Here is a 26,584-nt window from a genome sequence, read left to right as displayed (position 1 = left end):
CCCCTCCGATGCCTGCCCGCTCGTGGTCGTGCCACCGCCCAGACCGGACGGACCGGTGTGGCTGGACAGCCGCATGCAAGGTTACTTACCTTCGCGGTCCATGCGGATGCAGGTCTGCAGTGTTTACGTCCCCAGAGTGTGCGGACGGTGTGCGAAGCTGCCGAACTGTTATGGCCGGGTTCGGACTGGGTGAAACACTGGGCAGGCTCCAGGAGAAGGTCTACGCACGGCAGGCAGTATCCGGGTACGCCCGAGTGATGGCAGAGCACGCAGAGCAGAAACGGTCGACCCCTTCGGGAGGGACACAGTGGAGTCTGGCGCAGCGACGCGGGGCACTAAGACGCGCGCGAAAGGCGGACAGTCCCTGAGCAACCGGCGCAAACCGCGCAACGGCACGACCGAGGTGGACACGGCTGCTCTGGACAAGTTGCTGTCGGCCCTGGAATCGATGCGTGACGGCAACTTCCGTAAGCGGCTCACGGTGTCCGGTGACGGCGTCATGTCGGAGATCGCGGCCGTCTTCAATGAGGTGGCCGACCGTAATCTGCACTTGACGGGTGAATTGTCGCGCGTACGGCGCATGGTGGGGCGCGAGGGCAAGCTGACCGAACGGCTGGAGTCGGGGGCGAGCGAGGGCTCGTGGGCCGCCGCCATCGATGCCTCGAACGCTCTTGTCGACGATCTCGTACGTCCGGTATCCGAGGTCGGCCGGGTGCTCAGCGCGGTCGCGGAGGGCGATCTGTCGCCCCGGATGGAGCTGCGGGCGCAGGCCGACGACGGCAACGGGCATCCGCTGCGCGGGGAGTTCCTCAGGGTCGGGCGCACGGTCAACAATCTCGTCGACCAGTTGTCGACGTTCACCGACGAGGTCACGCGCGTGGCCAGCGAGGTCGGTACGGAGGGCAAGCTGGGCGGTCAGGCCCAGGTGCGCGGGATGTCCGGTTCGTGGCGGGACCTCACGGACTCGGTCAACACCATGGCGTACCGGCTGACGGCGCAGGTGCGGGACATCGCGCTGGTGACGACGGCGGTCGCGAAGGGTGACTTGTCCCGGAAGGTCACGGTTCACGTCGCCGGCGAGATGCTGGAGCTGAAGAACACCGTCAACACGATGGTCGATCAGCTGTCCTCTTTCTCCTCCGAGGTGACGCGAGTCGCGCGCGAGGTGGGTACCGAGGGCGAGCTGGGCGGCCAGGCGCAGGTGCCTGGTGTGGCGGGAGTGTGGAAAGACCTCACCGATTCGGTGAATCTTATGGCCGGCAACCTGACGGCCCAGGTGCGTGGGATCGCGCAGGTGACGACGGCGGTCGCCAATGGTGATCTGTCGCAGAAGGTGACGGTTTCGGCGCGCGGTGAGGTCGCCCAGCTCGCCGAGACGATCAACCAGATGACCGAGACGCTGCGGACGTTCGCGGACGAGGTCACCCGCGTCGCCAACGAGGTCGGTGGCGAGGGACGGCTCGGCGGGCAGGCGAACGTGCCGGGCGCGGCGGGGACATGGAAGGACCTGACGGACTCCGTCAACACGGTCTTCCGGAATCTCACCACCCAGGTGCGGGACATCGCCGCGGTGACGACGGCTGTGGCCAGCGGTGACCTTTCGCAGAAGGTCAGCGTCGAGGTCGCCGGCGAGATGCTGGAGCTGAAGAACACCGTCAACGGGATGGTCGATCAGCTGTCCGCGTTCGGTGCCGAGGTGACCCGGGTGGCGCGGGAGATCGGTGTCGAGGGCGAGCTGGGCGGCCAGGCCGAGGTGCCGGGCGCCGCGGGTACGTGGAAGGACCTGACGGACTCCGTCAACACGGCGTTCAGGAACCTCACCGGACAGGTGAGGAATATCGCCCAGGTGACGACCGCGGTGGCCAATGGCGACCTGTCCCAGAAGGTCACCGTCGATGTGTCCGGCGAGATGCTCCAGCTGAAGAACACCGTGAACACGATGGTGGACCAGCTGTCGAGCTTCGCCGACCAGGTGACGCGGATGGCCCGTGACGTGGGTACGGAGGGCCGCCTCGGCGGTCAGGCGCGCGTGGACGGCGTGTCCGGTACGTGGAAGGAACTCACCGACTCCGTCAACTTCATGGGTGGCAACCTGACCTCCCAGGTGCGGCAGATCGCCCAGGTGACGACTGCCGTGGCCCGGGGCGACCTCTCCCAGAAGATCGATGTTGACGCTCGCGGCGAGATCCTCGAGTTGAAGAACACGATCAACACCATGGTTGATCAACTCTCGGCCTTCGCCGACCAGGTGACCCGGGTCGCCCGTGACGTGGGTACGGAGGGCCGCCTCGGCGGACAGGCGCAGGTGCCAGGGGTCGCCGGTGTGTGGCGGGACCTCACCGACTCCGTGAACGGCATGGCCGGCAACCTCACCGCCCAGGTGCGCAACATCGCCCAGGTGGCGACCGCGGTGGCCCGGGGTGACCTGTCCCAGAAGATCACCGTGGACGCGCGCGGGGAGATCCTGGAGCTGAAGAACACCCTGAACACGATGGTCGACCAGCTGTCGTCGTTCGCCCAGGAGGTCACGCGTGTGGCCCGTGAGGTGGGTACGGAGGGCATGCTCGGCGGGCAGGCCGAGGTGCAGGGTGTCTCCGGCACCTGGAAGGACCTCACGCAGTCCGTGAACTTCATGGCGAACAACCTGACCATCCAGGTGCGCAACATCGCCGAAGTCACGACCGCCGTCGCCAAGGGCGACCTGTCGAAGAAGATCACTGTTGACGCGAAGGGCGAGATCCTTGAACTCGTCACGACGGTCAACACCATGGTTGATCAACTGTCGTCGTTCGCCGAGCAGGTGACGCGAGTCGCGCGCGAGGTGGGCACGGAGGGCATCCTCGGGGGCCAGGCCCACGCGTCGGGTGTCACGGGCATCTGGAAGGACCTCACCGACAACGTCAACCTGATGGCCAACAACCTGACCGTCCAGGTGCGGAACATCTCCCAGGTCGCGGCGGCCGTCGCCAACGGCGACCTCACGCGGACGGTGACGATCGAGGCGCGCGGTGAGGTCGCGCAGCTCGCCGACACCTTCAACACCATGGTGAAGACGCTGAGTTCGTTCGCCGACCAGGTCACCAAGGTGGCCCGCGAGGTGGGTACGGACGGCATCCTGGGCGGGCAGGCGCGCGTACCGGGTGTGTCGGGTACGTGGAAGGACCTCACCGAGTCGGTGAACGGGATGGCGTCCAACCTGACCGGCCAGGTGCGCAACATCGCGATGGTCACGACGGCCATCGCCAAGGGTGACTTGACGAAGAAGATCGACATTGACGCTCGTGGCGAGATCCTTGAGCTGAAGACGACGATCAACACCATGGTTGATCAGCTGTCGTCCTTCGCCGAGGAGGTCACTCGAGTCGCCCGCGAGGTGGGTACGGAGGGCCAGCTCGGCGGCCAGGCACGCGTGCGTGACGTCGACGGCACCTGGCGCGACCTCACCGAGTCGGTGAACGAGATGGCCGGGAACCTGACCCGGCAGGTGCGTGCCATCGCGCGCGTGGCGACCGCGGTGACCCGTGGTGACCTCAACCTGAAGATCGACGTGGACGCCTCCGGGGAGATCCAGGAACTTCAGGACTACATCAACAAGATGATCGCCAACCTGCGTGACACCACGATCGCCAACAAGGAACAGGACTGGCTCAAGGGCAACCTGGCGCGGATCTCCGCCCTGATGCAGGGCCGCCGGGACCTCGACGACGTGGCCTCGCTGATCATGAGCGAGCTGACGCCGGTCGTGACCGCCCAGCACGGCGCGTTCTTCCTGGCGATGCAGACGGTCGACGCCAAGGACCCGGGAGGCGTTCCGGAGAACGCGTACGAACTGCGCATGCTCGGCTCGTACGGCTACTCCATGGGCTCCATGCCGACGTCGTTCCGGCCCGGTGAGGCGCTGGTCGGGACCGCCGCGCAGGAGAAGCGCACGATCCTCGTGGAGAACGCGCCGAGCGGCTATCTGAAGATCTCCTCGGGGCTCGGGGAGGCGCCGCCCGCGCAGGTGATCGTGCTGCCGTTGCTGTTCGAGGGGAAGGTGCTCGGGGTCATCGAACTGGCGTCGTTCACGCCGTTCACGCAGATCCAGAAGGACTTCCTCAACCAGATCGCCGAGATGATCGCGACGAGCGTCAACACCATCTCCGTCAACACCAAGACGGAGGTGCTGCTGAAGCAGTCGCAGGAGTTGACCGAGCAGTTGAGGGAGCGCTCGGCCGAGCTGGAGAACCGGCAGAAGGCGCTTCAGTCGTCCAACGCGGAGCTGGAGGAGAAGGCCGAGCTGCTGGCCCAGCAGAACCGCGACATCGAGGTCAAGAACACGGAGATCGAGGAGGCGCGGCAGGTCCTGGAGGAGCGCGCCGAGCAACTCGCCGTGTCGATGCGGTACAAGAGCGAGTTCCTCGCCAACATGTCGCACGAGCTGCGTACGCCGCTCAACTCGCTGCTGATCCTGGCCAAACTGCTCGCCGACAACGCGGACACCAACCTCACCCCGAAGCAGGTCGAGTTCGCCGAGACGATCCACGGGGCGGGCTCGGACCTGTTGCAGCTGATCAACGACATCCTCGATCTGTCGAAGGTCGAGGCTGGCAAGATGGACGTCTCCCCGACGCGCATCGCGCTCGTGCAGCTCGTCGACTACGTGGAGGCCACCTTCCGGCCGCTGACCGCGGAGAAGCGTCTCGACTTCTCCGTACGGGTCTCGCCCGACCTGCCTGCCACGCTGCACACGGACGAGCAGCGGCTGCTCCAGGTGCTGCGCAACCTGCTGTCCAACGCGGTGAAGTTCACCGACACGGGAGCGGTCGAGCTGGTGATCCGGCCGGCCGGTGCGGAGGTCCCGGTGGCGATCCGGGAGCAGTTGCTGGAGGCGGGCTCGCTGCGGGACGCGGACGCCGACATGATCGCGTTCTCGGTGACCGACACCGGCATCGGTATCGCGGCCAGCAAGATGCGGGTGATCTTCGAGGCGTTCAAGCAGGCGGACGGCACGACCAGTCGCAAGTACGGCGGTACGGGGTTGGGGCTGTCCATCTCGCGGGAGATCGCGCGGCTGCTCGGCGGCGAGATCCACGCGCAGAGCGAGCCGGGCCGCGGCTCGACGTTCACGCTGTATTTGCCGCTGCACCCGAGTGAACTGCCCCCGCAGGGCTACGCGCAGCTGACGCCCTCCCTGGAGGTCGGTGAACTGCTGGCCTCCGAGGCGGAGCTGGCCGGCGCGGACATCGAGACGCCGGCCGAGGTGAAGTCGTACCAGGAGGCACAGAACGGGCCCGCAGCGCTCTTCAGGCGGCGCCGCAGGGCCGTCTCGGTGGCCGAACTGAACGCCTCCTCAAGGGCGAACGGCCATTGGGCGGCGGCGGGCGAGCAGGAGACGGCGCAACAGCCGCGCCGGGGCATCCACTTCGACGGCGAGAAGGTGCTGATCGTCGACGACGACATCCGCAACGTGTTCGCGCTGACGAGCGTCCTGGAGCAGCACGGGCTGTCGGTGCTGTATGCCGAGAACGGCCGGGAAGGCATCGAAGTCCTGGAACAGCACGACGATGTGACAGTCGTACTGATGGACATCATGATGCCGGAGATGGACGGATACGCGACGACCTCGGCGATCCGCAGGATGCCGCAGTTCGCCGGGCTGCCGATCATCGCGCTGACCGCGAAGGCGATGAAGGGCGACCGGGAGAAGGCGATCGAGTCGGGGGCCTCGGACTATGTGACCAAGCCCGTCGACCCCGATCACCTGCTGTCGGTGATGGAGCAGTGGATGCGGGAGGAGTGACGGCTGAGCTGGGTGTTTCCGACGCGAGGGCGGGAACCTCCGGTGTTCACACGGAGTTGCTGACTCAGTGTGGCCGAAGCCGTGTAGAAGTACGGGATTCGGGGAACCTTCTGGTCTCCCGCTACGTTTCTGCTACGTGCACAGTGACATCGCGGTGACAGGGTGTGGCGACGGGCGGGGTGCGGCTACCATGACCGGCACGAGGACGGGCGGCGCAAGGGAGCCGTCCCCTGGGGCGGCGCGCGGTGGTGCCGCCCCAAGTCCTGAGGACAGGGGAGGCCCCAAGCCGGGGCGAGGAGGGCGGGCCATGGTGCAGAAGGCCAAGATCCTCCTGGTCGATGACCGGCCGGAGAATCTGCTGGCGCTGGAGGCCATCCTCTCTGCGTTGGATCAGACACTGGTGCGGGCATCGTCCGGGGAGGAAGCGCTCAAGGCACTTCTGACGGACGACTTCGCGGTCATTCTGCTGGACGTCCAGATGCCTGGCATGGACGGCTTCGAGACGGCCGCGCACATCAAGCGGCGGGAGCGGACCCGGGACATCCCGATCATCTTCCTCACCGCGATCAACCACGGTCCGCACCACACCTTCCGGGGGTACGCGGCGGGTGCGGTGGACTACATCTCCAAGCCGTTCGACCCATGGGTGCTGCGGGCGAAGGTCTCGGTGTTCGTCGAGCTGTACATGAAGAACTGTCAACTCCGCGAGCAGGCCGCCCTGTTGCGGCTCCAGCTGGAGGGCGGTGGCGGCAAGGCGGCGGTCGGTGCGGCCAAGGAGCCGGCGGGCCTGCTCGCCGAACTGTCCGCGCGGCTCGCGGCCGTCGAGGAACAGGCCGAGGCGCTGTCCAAACAGCTCGACGACGAGTCGGCGGACGCGGCCGCGGTGGCCACGGCGGCGCATCTCGAACGCAAACTGACCGGCCTGCGCCGGGCCCTGGACGCGCTCGAACCGGGAACCGGGAGCGGGGCGGCTTCGCTGCCGTCGCAGAACTGACCCGTACGCCGGTCGTCACTTCCCGCACCGAAGTCGTCGAACTCACCCGTCCGTCGGGCGTAGTTGCGCGTGAGCGCGCGTCAGTTTCGCGCTCACGCCAGGGCGACACGAACGGGTGAAGCAGTTACACACGTGTCGGCTGTCGCCTCCACCGGTAACCTCACACACATGGCCCCACGTCCTTCCGCAGCCAAGAAGCCGCCCGCGAAGAAGGCAGCCGCGCCCGCGAAGGCTCCGGCGAAGAAGGCCGCGGCCAAAAAAGCCCCCGCGAAGAGGGCGCCCGCCAAGAAGACAGCGGCGAAGAAGGCCGCGCCCGCTCCGGCGCCCAGCCCGACCGGGGGCGTCTACCGCCTCGTACGCGCCCTGTGGCTCGGCATCGCGCACGCCGTCGGCGCCGTGTTCCGCGGGATAGGGCAGGGCGCGAAGAACCTCGACCCGGCACACCGGAAGGACGGCGTGGCACTGCTGTTGCTCGCCCTCGCGCTGATCGTCGCCGCGGGCACCTGGTCCAACCTGCGCGGTCCCGTCGGCGACCTCGTCGAGATGCTGGTCACCGGCGCGTTCGGCCGGCTCGACCTGCTGGTGCCGATACTGCTGGCGGTCATCGCCGTACGGTTCATCCGCCACCCCGAGAAGCCCGAGGCCAACGGCCGGATCGTCATCGGGCTTTCCGCGCTCGTCATCGGTGTGCTCGGGCAGGTCCACATCGCGTGCGGCGCCCCCGCGCGCAGCGAGGGCATGCAGGCCATAAGGGACGCCGGCGGGCTCATCGGCTGGGGAGCGGCCACCCCGCTGACGTACACCATGGGCCAGGTCCTCGCCGTACCGCTGCTGGTGCTGCTCACCGTGTTCGGGCTGCTCGTGGTCACCGCGACGCCCGTCAACGCGATCCCGCAGCGGCTGCGGCAGCTCGGGGTCCGGCTCGGCATCCTCCACGACCCCGAGGACGACGCGTTCTCCGAGGACGACGAGCAGTACGAGGACCAGTGGCGCGATTCGCTGCCCGCGCGCTCCCGCAGACGCGGGTCCGCCCCCGAGGCGTACGACCCGGACAGCGCCGAGCAGGACGCGCTCTCCAAGCGCCGGAGCCGCCCCAGGCGCTCCGTACGGCAGCCCGACCCCGGGCGGCCCATGGACGCCGTGGACGTCGCCGCAGCGGCCGCCGCAGCCCTCGACGGGGCCGTTCTGCACGGCATGCCGCCCTCGCCGATCGTCGCCGACCTCACCCAGGGGGTGAGCGCGGGCGGCGACCGCGAGGAGACGACCCCGACACCCACTCCCGTACCGGCGGCGCGGCCCAAGCAGGAGAAGCTCAGGGCGGAGCCGGTCAAGGCCGCGGTCGCGGACCTCACGAAGGCACCGCCGGAGGAGATGCGCGACCTGCCGCCGCGCGCCGAACAGCTCCAGCTCTCCGGGGACATCACCTACTCGCTGCCCTCGCTCGACCTCCTGGAGCGCGGCGGCCCCGGCAAGACCCGCAGCGCGGCGAACGACGCGGTGGTCGCCTCCCTCACGAACGTCTTCATGGAGTTCAAGGTCGACGCCGCGGTCACCGGCTTCACCCGCGGTCCGACGGTCACGCGGTACGAGGTCGAACTGGGCCCCGCGGTCAAGGTCGAGCGGATCACCGCCCTCGCCAAGAACATCGCGTACGCCGTCGCCAGCCCCGACGTACGGATCATCAGCCCGATCCCCGGCAAGTCGGCGGTCGGCATCGAGATCCCCAACACCGACCGCGAGATGGTCAACCTGGGGGACGTGCTCCGGCTGGCCGACGCGGCCGAGGACGACCACCCGATGCTGGTCGCGCTCGGCAAGGACGTCGAGGGCGGCTATGTGATGGCCAACCTCGCCAAGATGCCGCACATGCTCGTCGCAGGTGCGACCGGCTCCGGCAAATCGTCCTGTATCAACTGCCTGATCACGTCGATCATGGTCCGGGCGACCCCCGAGGACGTCCGCATGGTCCTCGTCGACCCCAAGCGCGTCGAGCTGACCGCGTACGAGGGCATCCCGCACCTGATCACGCCGATCATCACCAACCCCAAGCGGGCCGCTGAGGCGCTCCAGTGGGTCGTACGGGAAATGGATCTGCGGTACGACGATCTGGCCGCGTTCGGGTTCCGGCACATCGACGACTTCAACGAGGCCATCAGGAACGGCAAGGTCAAGCTGCCCGAGGGCAGCGAGCGCGAGCTGTCGCCGTATCCGTACCTGCTGGTGATCGTCGACGAGCTGGCCGACCTGATGATGGTGGCCCCCAGGGACGTCGAGGACGCGATCGTGCGCATCACGCAGCTCGCGCGCGCGGCCGGCATCCACCTGGTCCTCGCCACCCAGCGGCCTTCTGTTGATGTGGTGACCGGGTTGATCAAGGCGAACGTGCCGTCGAGGCTCGCCTTCGCCACCTCCTCCCTGGCCGACTCGCGGGTCATCCTGGACCAGCCCGGCGCCGAGAAGCTGATCGGCAAGGGCGACGGGCTGTTCCTGCCGATGGGCGCCAACAAGCCCACCCGAATGCAGGGCGCCTTCGTGACCGAGGACGAGGTCGCGGTCGTCGTCCAGCACTGCAAGGACCAGATGGCGCCGGTCTTCCGGGACGACGTCACCGTGGGCACCAAGCAGAAGAAGGAGATCGACGAGGAGATCGGCGACGACCTCGAACTGCTGTGCGCGGCGGCCGAACTCGTCGTCAGCAGCCAGTTCGGATCCACGTCGATGCTCCAGCGCAAGCTGCGGGTCGGATTCGCCAAGGCGGGGCGGCTGATGGACCTCATGGAGACACGGGGGATCGTCGGGCCGAGCGAGGGCTCCAAGGCGCGTGACGTTCTTGTGAAGGCTGACGGTCTGGACGAGATGCTCGCGGTGATTCGTGGGGAGACTGAGTCCTAGGGACTCGCCCGGTGTGCGGCGTCCGTGTGTGCGGCAACCGGGTGGTCGATCGTGACTCACTCGTAAGGGATCATTGAGCAACCGTTTCCCTTCCGCGTACGTCAAGTTGAGGGAGGCGACAGACCGTTGCCTCACCATGACCTGACCATCGGCGTGTCCTGGCCATTCCGATGGCGTACAAAGTCCCTCCGCCCAGTTGCCCCACCCTTTCCGAACCCCCCTAAACTGAACCTCCAGCACAGGTGGCTAAACGCTCGAAAGGCGCCCCCGTGTCCATCGGCAACTCTCCACAAGGCGAGCGTCCGTCCGAAGAAGACCGCGACGACCGCGAGGAAGCAGCCCGCCCCTCGATCGGTCGCGCCCTCCAGCAGGCCCGCATCGCGGCCGGGCTGACCGTCGACGACGTCAGCTCCGCCACCCGGGTCCGGATCGCCATCGTGCACGCGATCGAACAGGACGACTTCGACGCCTGCGGCGGAGACGTCTACGCGCGCGGGCACATCCGGACTCTCGCTCGCGCCGTCCACCTCGATCCCGAACCGCTGCTCGCGGAGTTCGCCGACGCCCGCGGCGGGCGTCCGGCGCCTACCCCGGCCGCACCCCTGTTCGAGGCGGAACGCATCCGCCCCGAGCGCCGCGGTCCGAACTGGACCGCGGCGATGGTCGCCGCGATCGTCGCCGTGATCGGCTTCGTCGGCTTCACCCTGGTCAACGGGGGCGACGACAACGAGGGCACGCAGGCAGGCGTCGCCGAGGGCACCACGCCCACGGCCAGCCAGTCGGCCTCGCCCACACCCAAGAAGGACAAGCCCGCAGACCCGAAGCCGGACCCGTCGGACAGCGCGATCGCGGCGGCCCCGCGCGACAAGGTGACCGTCCAGGTGAGCGCCGCGGACGGGCGCAGCTGGATCTCCGCCAAGGACCACAACGGCCGGCTGCTCTTCGACGGCCTGCTCAAGCAGGGTCAGTCCCAGACCTTCCAGGACAACGAGGAGATCAACCTCGTCCTGGGCGACGCGGGCGCGATCCAGCTCTACGTGAACGGCAAGAAGATCGAGGACGAGTTCCAGCCCGGAGCCGTCGAGCGGCTCACCTACACGAAGGGCGACCCCGAGGTCGGCTGAGCGACAGCGCGCTTACACGGTTCACAGGTACGGGGCTGGCCCAGACGGGGCCAGCCCCGTCGACGTGGGGTGTCAGTGGGACGAAGTAGTCTTGAGCCCATGCCTGAACGCCGTACCGTCGCACTCGTCACCCTTGGCTGCGCCCGTAACGAGGTGGACTCGGAGGAGCTCGCAGGCCGCTTGGAGGCGGACGGCTGGCAACTCGTGGAGGACGCCGAGGACGCGGACGTCGCCGTCGTCAACACCTGTGGCTTCGTCGAGGCCGCCAAGAAGGACTCCGTCGACGCCCTCCTGGAGGCCAACGACCTCAAGGGGCACGGCAGAACCCAGGCCGTCGTGGCGGTGGGCTGCATGGCCGAGCGGTACGGCAAGGAACTCGCCGAGGCCCTCCCCGAGGCCGACGGTGTGCTCGGCTTCGACGACTACGCCGACATCTCCGACCGCCTACAGACCATCCTGAACGGCGGCATCCACGCCTCGCACACCCCGCGCGACCGGCGCAAGCTGCTGCCGATCAGCCCGGCGGAACGCCAGAGCGCGGGTGCCGGGGTCGCTCTTCCGGGGCACGGCACTGCCACCGACGCTGACGCCGCACCGGTGGAGCCCGTCGAGGCCCCCGCCGACCTGCCCGAAGGTGTCGCCCCGGTCTCCGGGCCGCGTGCGCCGCTGCGCCGGCGGCTCGACGGCGCGCCCGTCGCCTCGGTGAAGCTCGCCTCCGGCTGCGACCGGCGCTGCTCCTTCTGCGCCATCCCGTCCTTCCGCGGCTCCTTCATCTCGCGCCGCCCGAGCGACGTGCTGAACGAGACCAGGTGGCTCGCCGAGCAGGGCGTCAAGGAGGTCATGCTCGTCTCCGAGAACAACACCTCGTACGGCAAGGACCTGGGCGACATCCGGCTGCTGGAGTCGCTGCTGCCCGAGCTGGCGGACGTCGACGGCATCGAGCGGGTGCGCGTGAGCTATCTCCAGCCCGCCGAGATGCGCCCGGGGCTCATCGACGTACTGACCTCGACCCCCAAGGTCGCCCCCTACTTCGACCTCTCCTTCCAGCACTCCGCGCCCGACGTGCTGCGCGCGATGCGGCGCTTCGGTGACACCGACCGCTTCCTGGAGCTGCTCGACACCATCCGGAGCAAGGCCCCGCAGGCCGGCGTGCGGTCCAACTTCATCGTGGGCTTCCCCGGTGAGACCGAGGCCGACCTGGCGGAGCTGGAGCGGTTCCTGAACAACGCGCGCCTGGACGCCATCGGGGTCTTCGGCTACTCCGACGAGGACGGCACGGAGGCGGCGACGTACGAGAACAAGCTGGACGAGGACGTCGTCGCGGCCCGGCTCGCCCGGGTCTCGCGGCTGGCCGAGGAGCTGGTCTCGCAGCGCGCCGAGGAGCGCGTCGGCGAGACCTTGCGGGTGCTGGTCGAGTCGGTCGGCGGCGAGGAGGGCGCGTACGGCCGTGGTGAGCACCAGGCGCCTGAGACGGACGGCCAGGTGCTGTTCACCAACTTCGCGGACTTCGAGGGCTCCACGGGCGGCGAAGGCCTGAGCGTCGGCCGTATCGTCGAGGCCAAGGTGGTCGGTACGGAAGGTGTCGACCTGGTGGCCGAGCTGCTCCCGGGCTCGCTCGGCTCGCTCGCGTGTTCGGAGTCAGAGGAGGCGGCCAGATGACCGGAGTCCCGGCATCCGCGGCGGGCGGCTCCTCCAGCGCGCGGAACGCCAAGGGCGTGCCGGGAGCGGTGGGTGTGCCGGGCGCGTTGGGTGCCACCGGGGTCTCCGGTTCCTCGGTCGTCTCTGAGTCCGTCGGGCCGGTTGTCGGCTCCGGGACGTCAGGATCTCCCTCTCTCGACTCCGTGGATTCCGGTGCTCAGGGGGGTGTGAAGGCGGTGCGCGGCGGGAAACTGGGCGCCGCGGCCGTCAATCAGGCCAGCCTCTGGAACATCGCGAACATTCTTACGATGATCCGGCTGCTGCTGGTGCCGGGCTTCGTGGCCCTGATGCTGGCCGACGGCGGGTACGACCCGGCGTGGCGCTCGCTCGCCTGGGCGGCCTTCGCCGTTGCCATGATCACCGACATCTTCGACGGTCATCTGGCACGTACGTACGACCTCGTCACCGACTTCGGGAAGATCGCCGACCCTATCGCTGACAAAGCGATCATGGGCGCGGCGCTGATCTGTCTCTCCGCGCTCGGCGATCTGCCGTGGTGGGTGACCGGTGTGATCCTCGGGCGCGAGCTCGGGATCACCCTGCTGCGCTTCGTCGTGATCCGGTACGGGGTGATCCCCGCGAGCCGCGGCGGCAAGGTCAAGACGCTCACGCAGGGCGTGGCCGTCGGGATGTACGTCCTGGCGCTGACGGGTCCGCTGGCGACGCTGAGGTTCTGGGTGATGGCCGCGGCGGTCGTGCTGACCGTGGTGACCGGGCTCGACTATGTAAGACAGGCCATTGTGCTGCGCAGGCAGGGAATCGCCGAGCGCGAGGCCGCGTCGGTGGAGGCGGAACGGTGAGTTCCGTGGCCGCCGACGTGGTGAGACTACTGACAGTGAGGGGTGAGACGCTCGCTGTCGCGGAGTCCCTCACGGGTGGTCTCGTTGCGGCGGAGATCACATCGGTGCCCGGAGCCTCCAAGGCGTTCCGGGGCGCGGTGACGGCGTACGCGACCGAACTGAAGCACCGGGTGCTCGACGTCGACGCCACCCTGCTGGCCGCCCGAGGAGCGGTGGATCCGCAGGTCGCGGCCCAGATGGCGGCCGGAGTCCGCAGGGCTCTCGGCGCCGACTGGGGCATCGCGACCACCGGTGTGGCCGGCCCTGAGTCCCAGGACGGGCAGCCCGTCGGGACGGTTTTCGTGGCTGTGGACGGCCCTTTCGGGGCGGACTCCGGCGCCGAAGGTGGCGGAAAAGTGGCGTCCCTGCGGTTGAACGGCTCCCGGGCGGAAATTCGTATGGAGAGTGTACGGAGCGTACTTGCACTCCTCCTGGAGGGGATTGCGGGCGAACAGACCGGGAATGAGCGGGCACAGGATACGGAACAGAACGGGGGGACCTGATGTTTGCAGCCCTGAGTGAACACGACATCGCTCCCCGCACGGCCGCGGCGCAAGGCGGTACGGTGGGGCGTGAAGGATGCGGCTACGCGGTCCGAGGAGGGAGCCACCGATGATTCTGCTCCGTCGCCTGTTGGGTGACGTGCTGCGTCGGCAGCGCCAGCGCCAGGGCCGTACTCTGCGCGAAGTCTCCTCGTCCGCCCGAGTCTCACTCGGCTATCTCTCCGAGGTGGAGCGGGGGCAGAAGGAGGCATCCTCCGAGCTGCTGTCCGCGATCTGCGACGCGCTGGACGTACGGATGTCCGAGCTCATGCGGGAAGTGAGTGACGAACTCGCCCTCGCCGAGCTGGCCCAGTCTGCTGCGGCCAACGAACCTGTACCCACGCCGGTGCGTCCCATGCTGGGTTCCGTCTCGGTGGCCGGTGTGCCACCGGAACGGGTGACCATCAAGGCGCCCGCCGAGGCGGTGGATGTCGTCGCCGCCTGAGGTGCACGAACAGCACGACCAGTGAGTGTGTGAGAGCCCCGGCCGGGGCTTCTCCGGGGAGACCCGGGGGAGCGCGGTCGGGGTTTTCGCGTTGTGCGCACTCTCGGCGGCTGTCCACATGGGTGCGTTTGCCGGTGTGTCGTGGGGCCGTCATGGTGGGGAGGAGGCGGGCGCGTGCGGGGTCCCGGGCTGTCGCGGCTGGGATTGCGGTGCGCCTCTGTGCCGGTGATGCGCCCTGTTTGCGGGTGAGCGTGGCGTTCTAGCGTGAGGCTGGAGGTGAGCCATGGCGGTGCGGACAGTTCGCTGGGGGGCGCTGCTGGGGCTCGGTGCCGTGTGGTGGTGGGCCGTACTCCGGCTCGCGCTGGCGCCCGGTGCGGGGGTGCTGGAGGGGGCGGTCGCGGCCGGGGGATGGGGGCTCAGTCTGCTGCCGGTGCACTGTGTGCCGAAGGGGCGGGTGGGGCGGGCGGTGCGCGGGGCAGGGGCCGCGGGTGTCGCAGTGGCGGTTGCGGGGCGGGCTGACGGGGGTGTCGGCCGGGGCGCCGGTGGGGAAGCCGGTTCTACCAGGGCATCGCTACGCCGCCGTTCGGGCGGAGGATCTGGCCCGTCGTGAACGCCGACGCGTCGGACGCCAGGTGCAGCACCGCGTGGGCGACCTCCTCCGGTTCGCCGACCCGGCCCAGCGGAGCCATCCGGGACATCAGCGCCTCGGTGTGCGCCTGTGCCTCGCCGTCGTGGCGGTCGGTCATCGGCGTACGGATCCAGCCCGGCGCGACGGCGTTGACGCGGATGCCGTGGCGTCCGATCTCGGCGGCCAGCGTCTTCGTCAGCTGGACGACCGCCGCCTTCGCCACGCCGTAGCAGAGCAGGCCGGGGTTGCCGGTGTCCACGGCGCCCGAGGCCATGGTGACGATGCTGCCCCTGGTGTTCCGGGCGATCATCAGACGGGCCGCCTCCTGGCAGGCGTACAGCACGCCCTTGAAGTTGACGCCCAGGACCCGGTCCAGATCCTCGTCGCGGGTCTCCAGTACGGGGCTGCTGTGCATGATCCCGGCGACCGCCGCCATGACGTCCAGTTGCTCGCACGCGGCCACGGCCTGCCGGACCTGGGCCCTGTCGGTGACGTCCAGGTGGTGGGTACGGGCCGTGCCGCCCATCCCCTTGATCAGGGTCGCCGTCTCGTGCAGCCCCTGCGCGTCCCGGTCGGCGCAGTGCACCACGGCGCCCGCTTCGGCGAGCAGTACGGCGGATGCGCGTCCGATGCCGCTGGCGGCCCCGGTGACGAATGCGGTGCGTCCGGTGAGGTCGTACGCCTGTACGGGCATGCTGGGACGGTACGAGGGTTTCTGACGGGTCGTCAACTAGTTGTGTGTGGTGTCAGGTGTACGGGTCAGTTGTACGGGGGTGACGTGCGCCGGGCTCGCGCGGCGCCGGGGGCCGGGGCCGGGCCCGGTTGGCAGGTCGGGCACCAGTAGGTGGGGCGTTCGCGGGAGCCGTCGCCCTGGTCGGCGACGCGGATCGGGGTGCGGCAGCGCAGACAGGGGCGGGGTGCGCGGCCGTACACGAAGAGGTCCTGGCCGCGCAGGCCCGTCGTACTGCGGATCGGGCGGTCCCGGTTGGCTTCGAGGAGTTTCTTCGCGAGCGCGGGCAGCTTCGCGGTGCGGTCGGCGGGCAGGTCGCCGAGGGGGAGCCATGGGGTGACGCCCAGGAGGAAGCACAGCTCGCTCTTGTAGACGTTGCCGATGCCGGCGAGATTGCGCTGGTCGAGCAGGGCCTCGCCGAGGGGGCGGGTGGGGTCCGCGAGGAGGTTGGCGAGGGCCTGGTCGGGGTCCCAGTCGGGGCCCAGGAGGTCGGGGCCGAGGTGGCCGACGGCCCGGTGTTCGTCGGTGGTGCGGAGGAGTTCGAGTACGGGGAGGCGGTAGCCGACGGCGGTGCGGTCCGCGGTGCCGAGGATCGCCCGGATCTGGTGCGAGGGGCCGCCGGTCCAGCGGCTGCCGTTCTCGTACACCTTCCAGGAGCCGTCCATCCGCAGATGCGAGTGGAGGGTCAGGCCGCCCTCGACCCGGGTGAGGAGGTGCTTGCCGCGCGGGGTGACCTCCAGGACGGTGCGGCCGGTGAGGTCGGCCGTGGCGTACTTGGGCACGCGGAGGTCGGAGCGGGTCAGCACCTTCCCGGCGAGTGCGGTGTGCAGCCTCCTCGCGGCCTGCCAGACCGTGTCACCTTCGGGCATGGGACCAGGGTGGCATGTCGGGGTGGGTTCTGTGGTTGGTCATGCGCGCAGGCGCAGGCCGCGCGGGGTCGCGATGAAGCCCGCTCCTTCCAGCAGGGTGCCGAGGGGGGAGGTCAGGGCCGCGGCGCCGTTGACCCGCTCCACCGTGACCGTGCCGAGGGAGCCTGCGCGGGCCGCTGCGGCCAGGGCTTCCGCCGCCGCGCGCAGACGGGGGTCCTCGGTGGGGTGGACATCCGGTTCGGAGGGCCACGCCAGGAGTGTCTTGCCGCCGCGTTCCATGTAGAGCGTCAGCTCTCCGTCCACCAGCACCACCAGCGAACCGGCCTTGCGGCCCGCCTTGTGACCGGCGCCGGTCGGGGGCTCGGGCCAGGGGAGCGCGGCGCCGTACGCGTTCGCCGGATCTGCGGCTGCGAGTACTACGGCACGGGTGGCTCCGGAGGAGGGGAGCGAGGAGGCAGAGGTAGGGGAGTAGGGGCGGGACAGGGCGCTCTCGGCGAAGCCGTGGGTGTCCCGGGCGGGGGTACGGGGGAAATCGGGGCCGAGGTCGAAGTCGAGGTCTTCTACGAAGGCGTGGTCTGCGGGGGTGGTGGCGTCGTGCGCGTCGGTCGGGCGGGAGGTCGGGGTGGGCCGGTAGTCGCCGCGGTCTCGGGCGTTCGCTGTTGCCCGGAGGCGGTCCACCGCGCCGTCCATGGCGAACTGGGCGGCGCCGAGGCCCTCCACCACGTAGCCGCGACGGGCCTGGCCGCTGTCCTCGAAGGCGGAGAGGATGCGGTACACGGCTGAGAAGCCGCCCTCCACGCCTTCCGCGGCGACGGCTCCCCGGGTCACCACTCCGTGGCGGTCGAGCAGGGTGCGGGCCAGGGCGTGGGCGCGGACGGTGAGGTCGGGCTCATGGGCGGGGAGCAGGGACCAGCGGCCCGCCACGGTCGGGGGGCCGGTGCGTGAGGCGGGGCGTGCGGCGGCCGTCAGTGAGCCGTACCGGCCGCGCGGGACGGCGCGTTTCGCCCGGTGTGCCGTCGAGCCTGCCGTGCGACCCGAGCCCAGGAGGGAACGCATCGGGGCGAGCGTGTCGTTCGTGAGCCGGCCCGACCAGGCCAGGTCCCAGACGGCGTCGGCCAGTTGGGGGTCCGTGGCGTCCGGGTGCGTGGTGGCGCGGACCTGGTCGGCGATCTGGCGGAAGAAGAGCCCGTAGCCCCCGGTGAGGGTGTCGAGGACGGACTGATGGAGTGCGGTGGGTTCCAGGGGGTGGGGCGGAGGCAGGAGCAGCGGGGCCGCGTCCGCGAGGTACAGGGACACCCAGCCGTCCTTGCCGGGGAGGGCGCCCGCTCCGGCCCAGACGATCTCCCCGGCTGCCGTGAGTTCGTCGAGCATCGCCGGGGCGTAGTTCGCCACCCGGGACGGCAGGACCAGCTTCTCCAGGGCGGACGCGGGCACGGAGGCGCCCTGCAACTGCTCGACCGCTCGCACCAGTCCGTCGATGCCGCGCAGCCCGTGGCCCTTGCCGATGTGCTGCCACTGCGGCAGGAACTGCGCGAGCGCCGCGGGCGGCACCGGCTCCAGTTCGTGCCGCAGTGCGGCCAGCGAACGGCGCCGGAGGCGGCGCAGGACCGTCGCGTCGCACCACTCCTGGCCGATGCCCGCCGGGTGGAACTCCCCCTGTACGACACGGCCGTTCGCCGCCAGCCGCTGGAGCGCGCCGTCGGTGACCGCCACACCCAGGCCGAACCTGGCCGCCGCCGTGGCCGAGGTGAACGGGCCGTGGGTGCGGGCGTGGCGGGCGAGGAGGTCGCCGAGCGGGTCCTTGACCGGCTCGGTGAAGGCCTCCGGGACGCCGACCGGCAGCGCCGTACCGAGCGCGTCCCGCAGCCGGCCCGCGTCCTCGATCGCCGCCCAGTGGTCGGCGCCGCCGATACGGACCCGGATCGCGCGGCGGGCGCCGGCCAGCTCCCGGGCCCACTGCGGGTCGGCGCCGCGCTCGGCCAGTTCGGCGTCGGTGAGCGGGCCCAGCATGCGCAGCAGGTCCGCGACGCCTTCGGCGTCCTTCACGCGTCGGTCCTCGGTGAGCCACTGGAACTCCCGCTCCAGCTCCGTCAGCACCTCGGCGTCCAGCAGCTCGCGCAGTTCCGCCTGGCCCAGCAGCTCGGCCAGCAGCCGCGAGTCCAGCGACAGGGCGGCGGCGCGCCGCTCGGCCAGCGGGGAGTCGCCCTCGTACAGGAACTGGGCGACGTACCCGAAGAGGAGGGAGCGGGCGAAGGGGGAGGGCTCCGGGGTGGTGACCTCGACCAGGCGGACCTTGCGGGACTCGATGTCGCCCATCAGTTCCACGAGCCCGGGCACGTCGAAGACGTCCTGGAGGCATTCGCGGACCGCTTCGAGGACGATGGGGAACGAACCGAACTCGCTTGCCACCTGGAGCAGTTGGGAGGCCCGCTGGCGCTGCTGCCACAGCGGGGTGCGCTTGCCGGGGCTGCGGCGGGGGAGCAGCAGGGCGCGCGCGGCGCACTCGCGGAAGCGGGCCGCGAACAGGGCCGAGCCGCCCACCTCGTCGGTGACGATCCGGTCGACCTCGCCCTTGTCGAAGGTCACGTCCGCCGCGCCCACGGGGGCCTGCTCGGCGTCGTATTCCGTGCCGGACTTCATCGGTTCCTGGTCGAGCAGGTCCAGGCTCATCAGATCGGCGTCCGGGAGGCGCAGCACGATGCCGTCGTCGGCGTGCATGACCTGGGCGTCCATGCCGTACCGCTCGGAGAGCTTGGCGCCCAGCGCGAGGGCCCACGGGGCGTGGACCTGGGCGCCGAAGGGCGAGTGCACGACGACCCGCCAGTCACCGAGTTCGTCGCGGAACCGCTCCACGACGATGGTCCGGTCGTCCGGGATGTGGCCGCAGGCCTCGCGCTGTTCGGCCAGGTAGGAGATGACGTTGCCCGCGGCCCAGGTGTCGAGTCCGGCCGCGAGCAGGCGGCTGCGGGCGGCCTCCTCGGACAGCGAGCCGACCTCGCGCAGGAACGCGCCCACCGCGCGGCCCAGTTCCAGCGGGCGGCCCAGCTGGTCGCCCTTCCAGAAGGGGAGGCGGCCGGGGACCCCGGGCGCGGGGGACACCAGGACGCGGTCCCTGGTGATGTCCTCGATGCGCCAGGAACTCGTACCGAGCGTGAAGACGTCCCCCACGCGGGACTCGTACACCATCTCCTCGTCCAGCTCGCCGACCCGGCCGCCGCCCTTCTTGGGGTCGGCACCGGCGAGGAAGACCCCGAAGAGCCCGCGGTCCGGAATCGTGCCCCCGGAGGTGACGGCGAGGCGCTGCGCACCGGGGCGGCCGGTCACCGTGCCGGCGACGCGGTCCCACACCACGCGCGGGCGCAGTTCCGCGAACGCGTCGGACGGATAGCGGCCCGCGAGCATGTCCAGGACCGCGGTGAACGCCGACTCCGGGAGGGCGGCGAACGGGGCCGCACGGCGGACCGTGGACAGCAGGTCGTCGACCTGCCAGGTGTCCAGCGCCACCATCGCGACGAGCTGCTGGGCGAGGACATCCAGGGGGTTGGCGGGGACCCGCAGGGACTCGATGGAGCCGGTGCGCATGCGCTCGGTGACCACGGCCGCCTGGACGAGATCTCCCCGGTACTTGGGGAAGACGACGCCCGTGGAGACCGCGCCCACCTGGTGCCCGGCGCGGCCGACGCGTTGCAGCCCGGAGGCCACGGACGGAGGTGACTCGACCTGGATGACCAGGTCCACGGCGCCCATGTCGATGCCCAGTTCGAGGCTGGAGGTGGCCACCACGGCGGGCAGCCGGCCCGCCTTGAGATCCTCCTCGACGAGCGCCCGCTGCTCCTTGGAGACCGAGCCGTGGTGGGCCCGGGCGATGACCGGCGGTGCGCCCTGGGCCGCGCCCGAGCCGCCCATCAGCTCCGCGGGCGCGTGGTGTTCGGCGAGGGGCTCACCGGTGGCCCGCTCGTACGCGATCTCGTTGAGCCGGTTGCACAGGCGCTCCGCGAGACGGCGGGAGTTGGCGAACACGATCGTCGAGCGGTGCGCCTGGACTAGATCGGCGATCCGCTCCTCGACGTGCGGCCAGATGGAGGGGCGTTCGGCGCCGTCGTTCGCGTCGGCGACCGGGGAGCCGCCCAGTTCGCCCAGGTCCTCCACGGGGACGACGACCGAGAGGTCGAACTCCTTGCCGGACTTGGGCTGGACGATCTCCACCTTGCGCTGGGGGGAGAGGTAACGCGCGATCTCGTCGACCGGGCGGACGGTCGCGGAGAGGCCGATGCGCCGGGCGGGCCTCGGCAGCAGCTCGTCCAGCCGCTCCAGGGAGAGCGCGAGATGCGCGCCGCGTTTGGTGCCCGCGACCGCGTGCACCTCGTCCAGGATCACCGTCTCCACGCCCGTCAGCGCGTCGCGCGTGGCCGACGTGAGCATCAGGAACAGCGACTCCGGGGTGGTGATCAGGATGTCCGGCGGCCGGGTGGCCAGGGCACGGCGCTCGGCGGGCGGGGTGTCGCCGGAGCGGATGCCCACCTTGACCTCGGGTTCGGGCAGGCCCAGACGTACGGACTCCTGGCGGATGCCCGTGAGGGGGCTGCGCAGGTTGCGTTCCACGTCGACCGCGAGGGCCTTGAGCGGTGACACGTAGAGCACGCGGCAGCGTTTGTGGGGGTCGGCCGGCGGGGGTGTCGAGGTGAGCTGGTCGAGTGCGGCCAGGAACGCGGCCAGGGTCTTGCCGGAGCCGGTCGGGGCCACCACCAGCACGTCCGAGCCCTCGCCGATGGCCTGCCACGCGCCCGCCTGGGCCGCGGTGGGCGCGGAGAAGGCCCCCGTGAACCAGCCGCGGGTCGCGGGGGAGAAGCCGTCGAGGGCTCGGTGCGTGGAGCTGACCATGCGTACATCCTGCACCTCGGCACTGACAATCGGGCTGACCTGCGGGTTTGCCTCCGGCGGTGGGGCGGGTGCGGTGCGGTGGTCTGTGGGTGCGGTTGTGTGCCGACTCCCGGTCGGTGGTCGCGCCTTCGGTCGGGTGGTGGGTCGGGGCCGCGCCGGGGGGTGTCCGTCCTCGGTCGGGCGGTGCTGTCTGATGTGGATGTGCTCGGTGTTGGACGCCCGCCGCTGCGGGCGGACACCCCCCGACACGTCCCCTGCTCGCCGTGCGCGGCTGCGGGTGCGTGGTGGTGCGGCTCGGCGGGCTGGGGCGGCTTCGCGGAGAATGGGGGCATGGCGGGTTCGGGGGAGCGGGCTCGGCACTGGCGGTACGTGGAACTGCCCGGTGTCGATCTTCTGCGTGCTCGGTACATTCAGAAGACCTTTGTCCGGCACACCCACGAGAACTTCGTCATCGCCGCCATCACTGAGGGCGTGGAGGTCTTTCGTCATCGGGGGGTCGATCAGCACGCGGGGTCGGGGGCGCTCGCTCTGGTCAATCCCGATACGCCGCACACCGGGCGTGCGGGGGTTCCCGAAGGGTGGCGGTACGGGGCTGTCTATCCGGCGCCCGAGGTGGTCGCGGAGATCGCTGCGGAGACCACGGGGATTCGGGGGACGCCTGGATTCGTCGCTCCCGTGTTTGATGATCCGTACTCGGTCACCCTTGTTCATGAGGTGCTGCGTGCGGCCGAGGAAGGCAACGCGTTGGCCGCCGACACGTTGCTGCGGGTCGCGGTGACCCGGTTGCTCCGGCTCAACGGCGGGGTCCTTCAGGAGCGGGCGGTGCGTACGGCGGGCGGGCGGATCGCGGCACGCGCGCGTGCCGTGCTGGAGGAGACGATGGCCGAGCCGCCGACCCTGGAGAGGCTCGCCAAGGATCTGGGTACCAGCCCCTTCGCGCTGCTCCGGGCGTTCCGTGACACGTACGGATTGCCGCCGCACGCCTGGCTGACGGACGCGCGGGTGCGGCGGGCTCGGCGGCTGCTGGACGCGGGTACCGCGCCCGCCGACGTGGCTGTTGCGGTCGGGTTTACCGATCAGCCACATCTCAACCGGCACTTCGCCCGGATCGTGGGCGTGCCTCCTGGGGCGTACCAGCGTGAGCGCAAGAACGTACAAGACCCTTCGGGGCAGCTGCTCCTATCGTCCGACGGGTGGCAGAACAGACAGCTCTCGCAGACATACGTGCCCAAGGCGGAGGCAAACCGGACGCCGCCGTCGTACGCGACGCCCTCGGAGTCGGGGTCGCCGTCGGACTGTCCGGTTTCGCCTTCGGGGTGACCTCGGTCGGCAGCGGGCTCACGCTGTTGCAGACCTGTGCGCTCAGCCTCCTGGTGTTCACCGGGGCCTCCCAGTTCGCGCTCGTGGGCGCCCTCGCGGCCGGCGGCAATCCGCTCACCGCGGCGGCGGGCGCCTTCTTCCTGGGGGTGCGCAACGCCTTCTACGGGCTGCGGCTGTCGCAGTTGCTGGCCCTCCCGCGCGCGGTGCGTCCGTTCGCCGCCCAATGGGTCATCGACGAGACCACGGTGGTCGCCTTGGCGCAGCCCACGCGGCGCGGTGCCCGTATCGGGTTCGCCGTCACCGGGCTCACCCTGTACGTGCTGTGGAACCTCACGACACTGCTCGGCGGGCTGGGGGCCGAGGCCATCGGGGACACCGACGCGTGGGGGCTGGACGCCGCCGGGCCCGCCGTCTTCCTGGCGCTGCTCGCACCGATGCTGAAGTCCGGTGTGGAGCGCGCTGTCGCGGGCCTCGCCGTGGTGCTGGGGCTCGGGCTGCTGCCCGTACTGCCGGGCGGTGTGCCGGTTCTGGTGGCCGCCCTCGCGGCGCCGGTCATTCTCTGCGTGGAGGGTCGGCGCGGGGCGAAGGGCGGGAAGGGGGGAGACCGTTGAACGTCTGGATCGCGATCGGCGTGACGGCTCTTGGCTGTTACGTCGTCAAGCTCGTCGGGCTCCTCGTGCCCGCCGGTGTCCTGGAACGTCCGCTCGTCAGGCGGTTGGCCGCCCTGCTGCCCGTCGCCCTTCTCGCCGCTCTCACGGCCCAGCAGGCCTTCGCCGACGGGCGGGTGCTCGTCCTGGACGCGAAGGCCGCAGGGCTCGCCGCAGCCGCCGTGGCGCTGATGGTGCGTGCTCCCTTCCTGCTGGTCGTCGCGGCGGCCGTGGTGGTGACGGCGGGGGTACGGGCGATGACCGGCTGAGTGTTCAGCCGATTGGGCGGCCGTACGCCTTCAGGGTGCGCAGTGCCTCAACCGTCGCCATGGGGCGTGCCTCCAGGGCGGTGCCCGGTGCCCACGCGCGTCGGCGGACGGGCCAGCCGCCGTCCTCGCGCTGCTCGCCCGCGAGGAAGTCCAGGGAACGCGTCATCTCCTCGTCCGTGAACCACGCGCGCGCGAGGGAGCCCGGCGTCCTCGCGTAGTCGTACGGGAAGTGGTGCTCGCCCGCCGCGTAGCCGGGCGCCACCGGGTGGGCGTCGACGCGCTCCGGGTCGAGGGCCACGAGCCGGTGCTCGCGTACCAGGCGGCCCAGCCGGTCGGCCGCCGCCTGCGCGCGTGAGCGGTCCGGAACCGAGTCCAGGAAGGCCACGGCGGCCTGCACCTCGTACGGATGGGACTTCTCCAGCGACGCGACCGCCTGCCAGCAGAAGTCCGTGGCCCGGAACAGCCAGGCGTGCCACACCTCGTTGCGGTGCAGCAGGCCCACCACCGGGCCGGTGGCGAGGAGTTCGCTCGGCGGTTCGGCCACGACCTGCACGAACGGCGCCGCCGGATAGCCGCGCTGGCTGGGATGGACCGCCGGCAGCGCGCCGTCCGGCGTGGAGACGGAGGTCAGATAGCGGCACACACGCTCCACCCGCTGCCCGCCGCAGCGCCCGATGGCGTCCAGGACCCGCAGCGCGTGCCCGGTGTGCAGGGGCTGGCTGACGGGGCCGCGCAGATCGGGTTCCAGCGCGTGGCCGTATCCGCCGTCCTCGTTGCGGTAGGCGTCCAGCGCGGTCTCGACCGCGTCGGCGCCCCCGTTCAGGAAGTGATACGCGAAGCGGCGCTGTTCCAGCACGCGCGCGGTGAGCCACACGAAGTGCTCGGCGCGGAAGAGCGGGGAACGCGCCGGGGGCGTCGGGGGGAGTGGGGCTGCTCCTGTTTCGGCCATGCGTCTGACCGTAGGGCGCGAAGCGGTCCCGGTGAGCGGTCCCGGCGCGGGCCCACTCTCAGGGGCGGGATACTGACGTCATGCGGTTGACGGTCTTCTGGCAGCGGATGGCGGATCACTTCGGCTCGGGGTACGCCGACACCTTCGCGCGCGATCACGTGATGACGGAACTCGGCGGACGGACCGTCCACGAGGCCCTGGACGCAGGCTGGGAGGCGAAGGACGTGTGGCGTGTGGTGTGCACGGCCATGAACGTTCCGGCGGAAAACCGGTGAAATCGCACTGAATCGACGTCGGTCGGCCGCGAAGATCGTAGGGCGGCGACCGATTGTCGGCGGCGTGGGCGAGACTTGCTCCGTGGCATCCACAGACGAGACCGGGCAGCTCGGACAACAGGCGTCCCCGTTCGGCACGACGCCGCCCACACCCCCGGCCGGAGACGCCGCCGGGCAGGGCGCGCGCATGCCGCGCTGGCTGCCGCGCGCCATGATGCTGGCCCTCGCCCTCGTCGGCCTGTTCCAGCTGGGCAGTTGGGCCTTCCACCAGCTCACGGGCCTGTTGATCAACGTCCTCATCGCGTTCTTCGCCGCGCTCGCGATCGAACCCGCGGTGAGCCGGATGGCCGCGCGCGGGATGCGCCGGGGCCTCGCCACCTTCCTGGTCTTCATCGGCCTGCTCATCGCGATCGCCGGATTCATCACCCTGCTCGGCTCCATGCTCGCGGGCCAGATCATCAAGATCGTCGAGGACTTCCCGGCCTATCTCGACTCCGTCATCAGCTGGATCAACGCGCACTTCAACACCGACCTGAAGCGCGTGGACGTCCAGGAGGGGCTGCTCCGCTCCGACTGGCTGCGCAGTTACGTCCAGAACAGCGCCACCGGCGTTCTGGACGTCTCCGCCCAGGTCCTCGGCGGTCTCTTCCAACTGCTGACGATCACCCTGTTCTCGTTCTACTTCGCCGCCGACGGGCCGAGACTGCGCCGCGCGCTGTGCTCCGTGCTGCCGCCCGCCCGGCAGGCCGAGGTGCTGCGCGCGTGGGAGATCGCCGTCGACAAGACGGGCGGCTATCTGTACTCGCGCGGTCTGATGGCGCTCATCTCCGGGGTGGCCCACTACATCCTGCTGGAGTTCCTGGACGTGCCGTACGCGCCCGTGCTGGCTGTCTGGGTGGGGCTCGTCTCGCAGTTCCTCCCGACCATCGGCACCTATCTCGCGGGCGCCCTGCCGATGCTGATCGCCTTCACCGTCGATCCCTGGTACGCGCTGTGGGTGCTGGTCTTCGTCGTGGTCTACCAGCAGTTCGAGAACTACGTGCTCCAGCCCAAGCTGACCGCGAAGACCGTCGACATCCATCCCGCGGTCGCCTTCGGCTCGGTCATCGCCGGCACCGCGCTCCTCGGCGCCGTCGGCGCGCTGATCGCCATCCCGGCGGTCGCCACGCTCCAGGCGTTCCTGGGGGCGTACGTGAAGCGGTACGACGTCACGGACGACCCCCGTGTCCACGGGCACCGCGGACGGGGCCGGGGCGCGAGCGTCGTCACCCGGGTGCGGAGTCTGCTGGAGGGGCGGCGGGTCGGCGGCCCCGGGGACTCCGCGGACTCTGCGGGGGCGCCGGAGTCCGGGCCGCCGGAATCCGGCTCCGGGAAGGGCTCCACGCCCGAGTGAGCGGCGCCCGGGCCGCAGCGCCGGTGACGGACGCCGCGTAGCCCCGCCGTCAACCGCGTGACAGGGGTGCTCGGCGCCGTCCTGTCCGGTCGAGGGCACCCCCATGTCATGCACTCCTGGGGTGTCGCACCCGGCATCCGGCCCCTTGTCGGACCGCGAACGTAGTCTCGGAGGTGCCGGGTGTCACGCTTGACACAAAAATCGAACATCCATTCTGATGGAGATTCCGGCGAGGCTCTCGACGGGGATTTCGTCAGGGTTTTCATGGAGATGTGCCCGAGTTATCCACAGGCCGGACGGGCGTCGG

General features: G+C 70.3%; 18 protein-coding genes. 14 read left to right on the top strand and 4 right to left on the bottom strand.

Annotation, left to right across the window (positions count from 1 at the left end):
• Positions 1–307: 307 nt before the first annotated feature.
• The 9 genes from OG787_RS11125 to OG787_RS11085 all read left to right on the top strand — a co-directional run bounded on the left by OG787_RS11125 (position 308) and on the right by OG787_RS11085 (position 14,926).
• A complete protein-coding gene (locus tag OG787_RS11125; protein WP_405535067.1) occupies positions 308–5,782 on the top strand; it encodes a HAMP domain-containing protein in 5,475 nt (1,824 codons plus the stop codon).
• Positions 5,783–6,089: 307 nt separating this feature from the next.
• Complete coding sequence (locus tag OG787_RS11120; RefSeq protein WP_369029278.1) at positions 6,090–6,776, top strand: two-component system response regulator; 687 nt, start codon at positions 6,090–6,092, stop codon at positions 6,774–6,776.
• A gap of 168 nt (positions 6,777–6,944) precedes the next feature.
• Positions 6,945–9,668: a DNA translocase FtsK gene (locus tag OG787_RS11115; protein ID WP_369029279.1), complete on the top strand. Its 2,724-nt coding sequence runs from the start codon at positions 6,945–6,947 to the stop codon at positions 9,666–9,668.
• Positions 9,669–9,937: 269 nt separating this feature from the next.
• Positions 9,938–10,792 (top strand): helix-turn-helix domain-containing protein, encoded by an 855-nt coding sequence (locus tag OG787_RS11110; RefSeq protein ID WP_369029280.1) that lies wholly within the window; start codon positions 9,938–9,940, stop codon positions 10,790–10,792.
• 99 nt (positions 10,793–10,891) lie between these two features.
• On the top strand, positions 10,892–12,451 hold the full coding sequence (gene rimO, locus OG787_RS11105; RefSeq protein ID WP_369029281.1) for a 30S ribosomal protein S12 methylthiotransferase RimO: 1,560 nt from the start codon (positions 10,892–10,894) through the stop codon (positions 12,449–12,451).
• Complete coding sequence (gene pgsA / locus OG787_RS11100) at positions 12,448–13,290, top strand: CDP-diacylglycerol--glycerol-3-phosphate 3-phosphatidyltransferase (protein ID WP_405535066.1); 843 nt, start codon at positions 12,448–12,450, stop codon at positions 13,288–13,290. Before rimO ends, pgsA begins: the two co-directional genes overlap by 4 nt.
• Positions 13,287–13,832: a CinA family protein gene (locus OG787_RS11095; RefSeq protein ID WP_405535065.1), complete on the top strand. Its 546-nt coding sequence runs from the start codon at positions 13,287–13,289 to the stop codon at positions 13,830–13,832. Before pgsA ends, OG787_RS11095 begins: the two co-directional genes overlap by 4 nt.
• Positions 13,833–13,941: 109 nt before the next feature.
• Positions 13,942–14,316, top strand: a complete 375-nt coding sequence (locus tag OG787_RS11090; protein ID WP_235474452.1) for a helix-turn-helix domain-containing protein — start codon at positions 13,942–13,944, stop codon at positions 14,314–14,316.
• A gap of 283 nt (positions 14,317–14,599) precedes the next feature.
• Complete coding sequence (locus OG787_RS11085; protein ID WP_369029284.1) at positions 14,600–14,926, top strand: hypothetical protein; 327 nt, start codon at positions 14,600–14,602, stop codon at positions 14,924–14,926.
• Here OG787_RS11085 and OG787_RS11080 read toward each other — a convergent pair.
• The 3 genes from OG787_RS11080 to OG787_RS11070 all read right to left on the bottom strand — a co-directional run bounded on the left by OG787_RS11080 (position 14,874) and on the right by OG787_RS11070 (position 21,424).
• Positions 14,874–15,638, bottom strand: coding sequence for an SDR family NAD(P)-dependent oxidoreductase (locus tag OG787_RS11080; protein WP_369029285.1), 765 nt, complete (start codon positions 15,636–15,638; stop codon positions 14,874–14,876). The two genes, OG787_RS11085 and OG787_RS11080, sit on opposite strands and share 53 nt — an antisense overlap.
• A gap of 65 nt (positions 15,639–15,703) precedes the next feature.
• Entirely contained in the window at positions 15,704–16,543 is an 840-nt protein-coding gene (locus OG787_RS11075) for an Fpg/Nei family DNA glycosylase (RefSeq protein WP_405535064.1), read from the bottom strand.
• A gap of 39 nt (positions 16,544–16,582) precedes the next feature.
• On the bottom strand, positions 16,583–21,424 hold the full coding sequence (locus OG787_RS11070) for an ATP-dependent helicase (protein WP_405535063.1): 4,842 nt from the start codon (positions 21,422–21,424) through the stop codon (positions 16,583–16,585).
• Positions 21,425–21,754: 330 nt separating this feature from the next.
• On the opposite strand from OG787_RS11070, the gene OG787_RS11065 reads away from it, so the two are divergent.
• The 3 genes from OG787_RS11065 to OG787_RS11055 are packed head-to-tail and all read left to right on the top strand — an operon-like array spanning position 21,755 to position 23,660.
• Positions 21,755–22,744, top strand: coding sequence for an AraC family transcriptional regulator (locus OG787_RS11065; protein ID WP_405535062.1), 990 nt, complete (start codon positions 21,755–21,757; stop codon positions 22,742–22,744).
• Positions 22,645–23,355, top strand: a complete 711-nt coding sequence (locus tag OG787_RS11060; protein WP_405540465.1) for an AzlC family ABC transporter permease — start codon at positions 22,645–22,647, stop codon at positions 23,353–23,355. Before OG787_RS11065 ends, OG787_RS11060 begins: the two co-directional genes overlap by 100 nt.
• The gene (locus OG787_RS11055) at positions 23,352–23,660 is read left to right on the top strand and encodes an AzlD domain-containing protein (RefSeq protein WP_405535061.1); all 309 of its coding nucleotides are present in this window, start codon (positions 23,352–23,354) and stop codon (positions 23,658–23,660) included. Before OG787_RS11060 ends, OG787_RS11055 begins: the two co-directional genes overlap by 4 nt.
• 4 nt (positions 23,661–23,664) lie before the next feature.
• Here OG787_RS11055 and OG787_RS11050 read toward each other — a convergent pair whose 3' ends face one another.
• Complete coding sequence (locus OG787_RS11050; protein WP_405535060.1) at positions 23,665–24,609, bottom strand: hypothetical protein; 945 nt, start codon at positions 24,607–24,609, stop codon at positions 23,665–23,667.
• 80 nt (positions 24,610–24,689) lie between these two features.
• On the opposite strand from OG787_RS11050, the gene OG787_RS11045 reads away from it, so the two are divergent.
• Both OG787_RS11045 and OG787_RS11040 read left to right on the top strand, forming a co-directional pair.
• Positions 24,690–24,884 carry a DUF3046 domain-containing protein gene (locus OG787_RS11045; protein WP_235474444.1) on the top strand — a complete coding sequence of 65 codons (195 nt, stop codon included), beginning with the start codon at positions 24,690–24,692 and terminating at the stop codon, positions 24,882–24,884.
• Positions 24,885–24,966: 82 nt separating this feature from the next.
• Positions 24,967–26,277, top strand: a complete 1,311-nt coding sequence (locus tag OG787_RS11040; RefSeq protein ID WP_369029292.1) for an AI-2E family transporter — start codon at positions 24,967–24,969, stop codon at positions 26,275–26,277.
• Positions 26,278–26,584 lie beyond the last annotated feature (307 nt).

Source organism: Streptomyces sp. NBC_00075, from assembly GCF_045041225.1.
Lineage (GTDB): Bacteria > Actinomycetota > Actinomycetes > Streptomycetales > Streptomycetaceae > Streptomyces > Streptomyces adonidis.
The sequence above is the reverse complement of the archived record's forward strand: the minus strand, read 5'-3'. Positions and strand labels throughout refer to the sequence as shown.

Bases quoted from the DNA above. Each gene is read 5' to 3' on its own strand.
- OG787_RS11065 (WP_405535062.1), top strand. From the start codon at position 21,755: ATGGCGGGTTCGGGGGAGCGGGCTCGGCACTGGCGGTACGTGGAACTG.
- OG787_RS11120 (WP_369029278.1), top strand. From the start codon at position 6,090: ATGGTGCAGAAGGCCAAGATCCTCCTGGTCGATGACCGGCCGGAGAAT.
- OG787_RS11050 (WP_405535060.1), bottom strand. From the start codon at position 24,609: ATGGCCGAAACAGGAGCAGCCCCACTCCCCCCGACGCCCCCGGCGCGT.
- OG787_RS11090 (WP_235474452.1), top strand. From the start codon at position 13,942: ATGATTCTGCTCCGTCGCCTGTTGGGTGACGTGCTGCGTCGGCAGCGC.
- OG787_RS11045 (WP_235474444.1), top strand. From the start codon at position 24,690: ATGCGGTTGACGGTCTTCTGGCAGCGGATGGCGGATCACTTCGGCTCG.
- OG787_RS11080 (WP_369029285.1), bottom strand. From the start codon at position 15,638: ATGCCCGTACAGGCGTACGACCTCACCGGACGCACCGCATTCGTCACC.
- OG787_RS11070 (WP_405535063.1), bottom strand. From the start codon at position 21,424: ATGGTCAGCTCCACGCACCGAGCCCTCGACGGCTTCTCCCCCGCGACC.
- OG787_RS11085 (WP_369029284.1), top strand. From the start codon at position 14,600: ATGGCGGTGCGGACAGTTCGCTGGGGGGCGCTGCTGGGGCTCGGTGCC.
- OG787_RS11115 (WP_369029279.1), top strand. From the start codon at position 6,945: ATGGCCCCACGTCCTTCCGCAGCCAAGAAGCCGCCCGCGAAGAAGGCA.
- pgsA (WP_405535066.1), top strand. From the start codon at position 12,448: ATGACCGGAGTCCCGGCATCCGCGGCGGGCGGCTCCTCCAGCGCGCGG.
- rimO (WP_369029281.1), top strand. From the start codon at position 10,892: ATGCCTGAACGCCGTACCGTCGCACTCGTCACCCTTGGCTGCGCCCGT.
- OG787_RS11075 (WP_405535064.1), bottom strand. From the start codon at position 16,543: ATGCCCGAAGGTGACACGGTCTGGCAGGCCGCGAGGAGGCTGCACACC.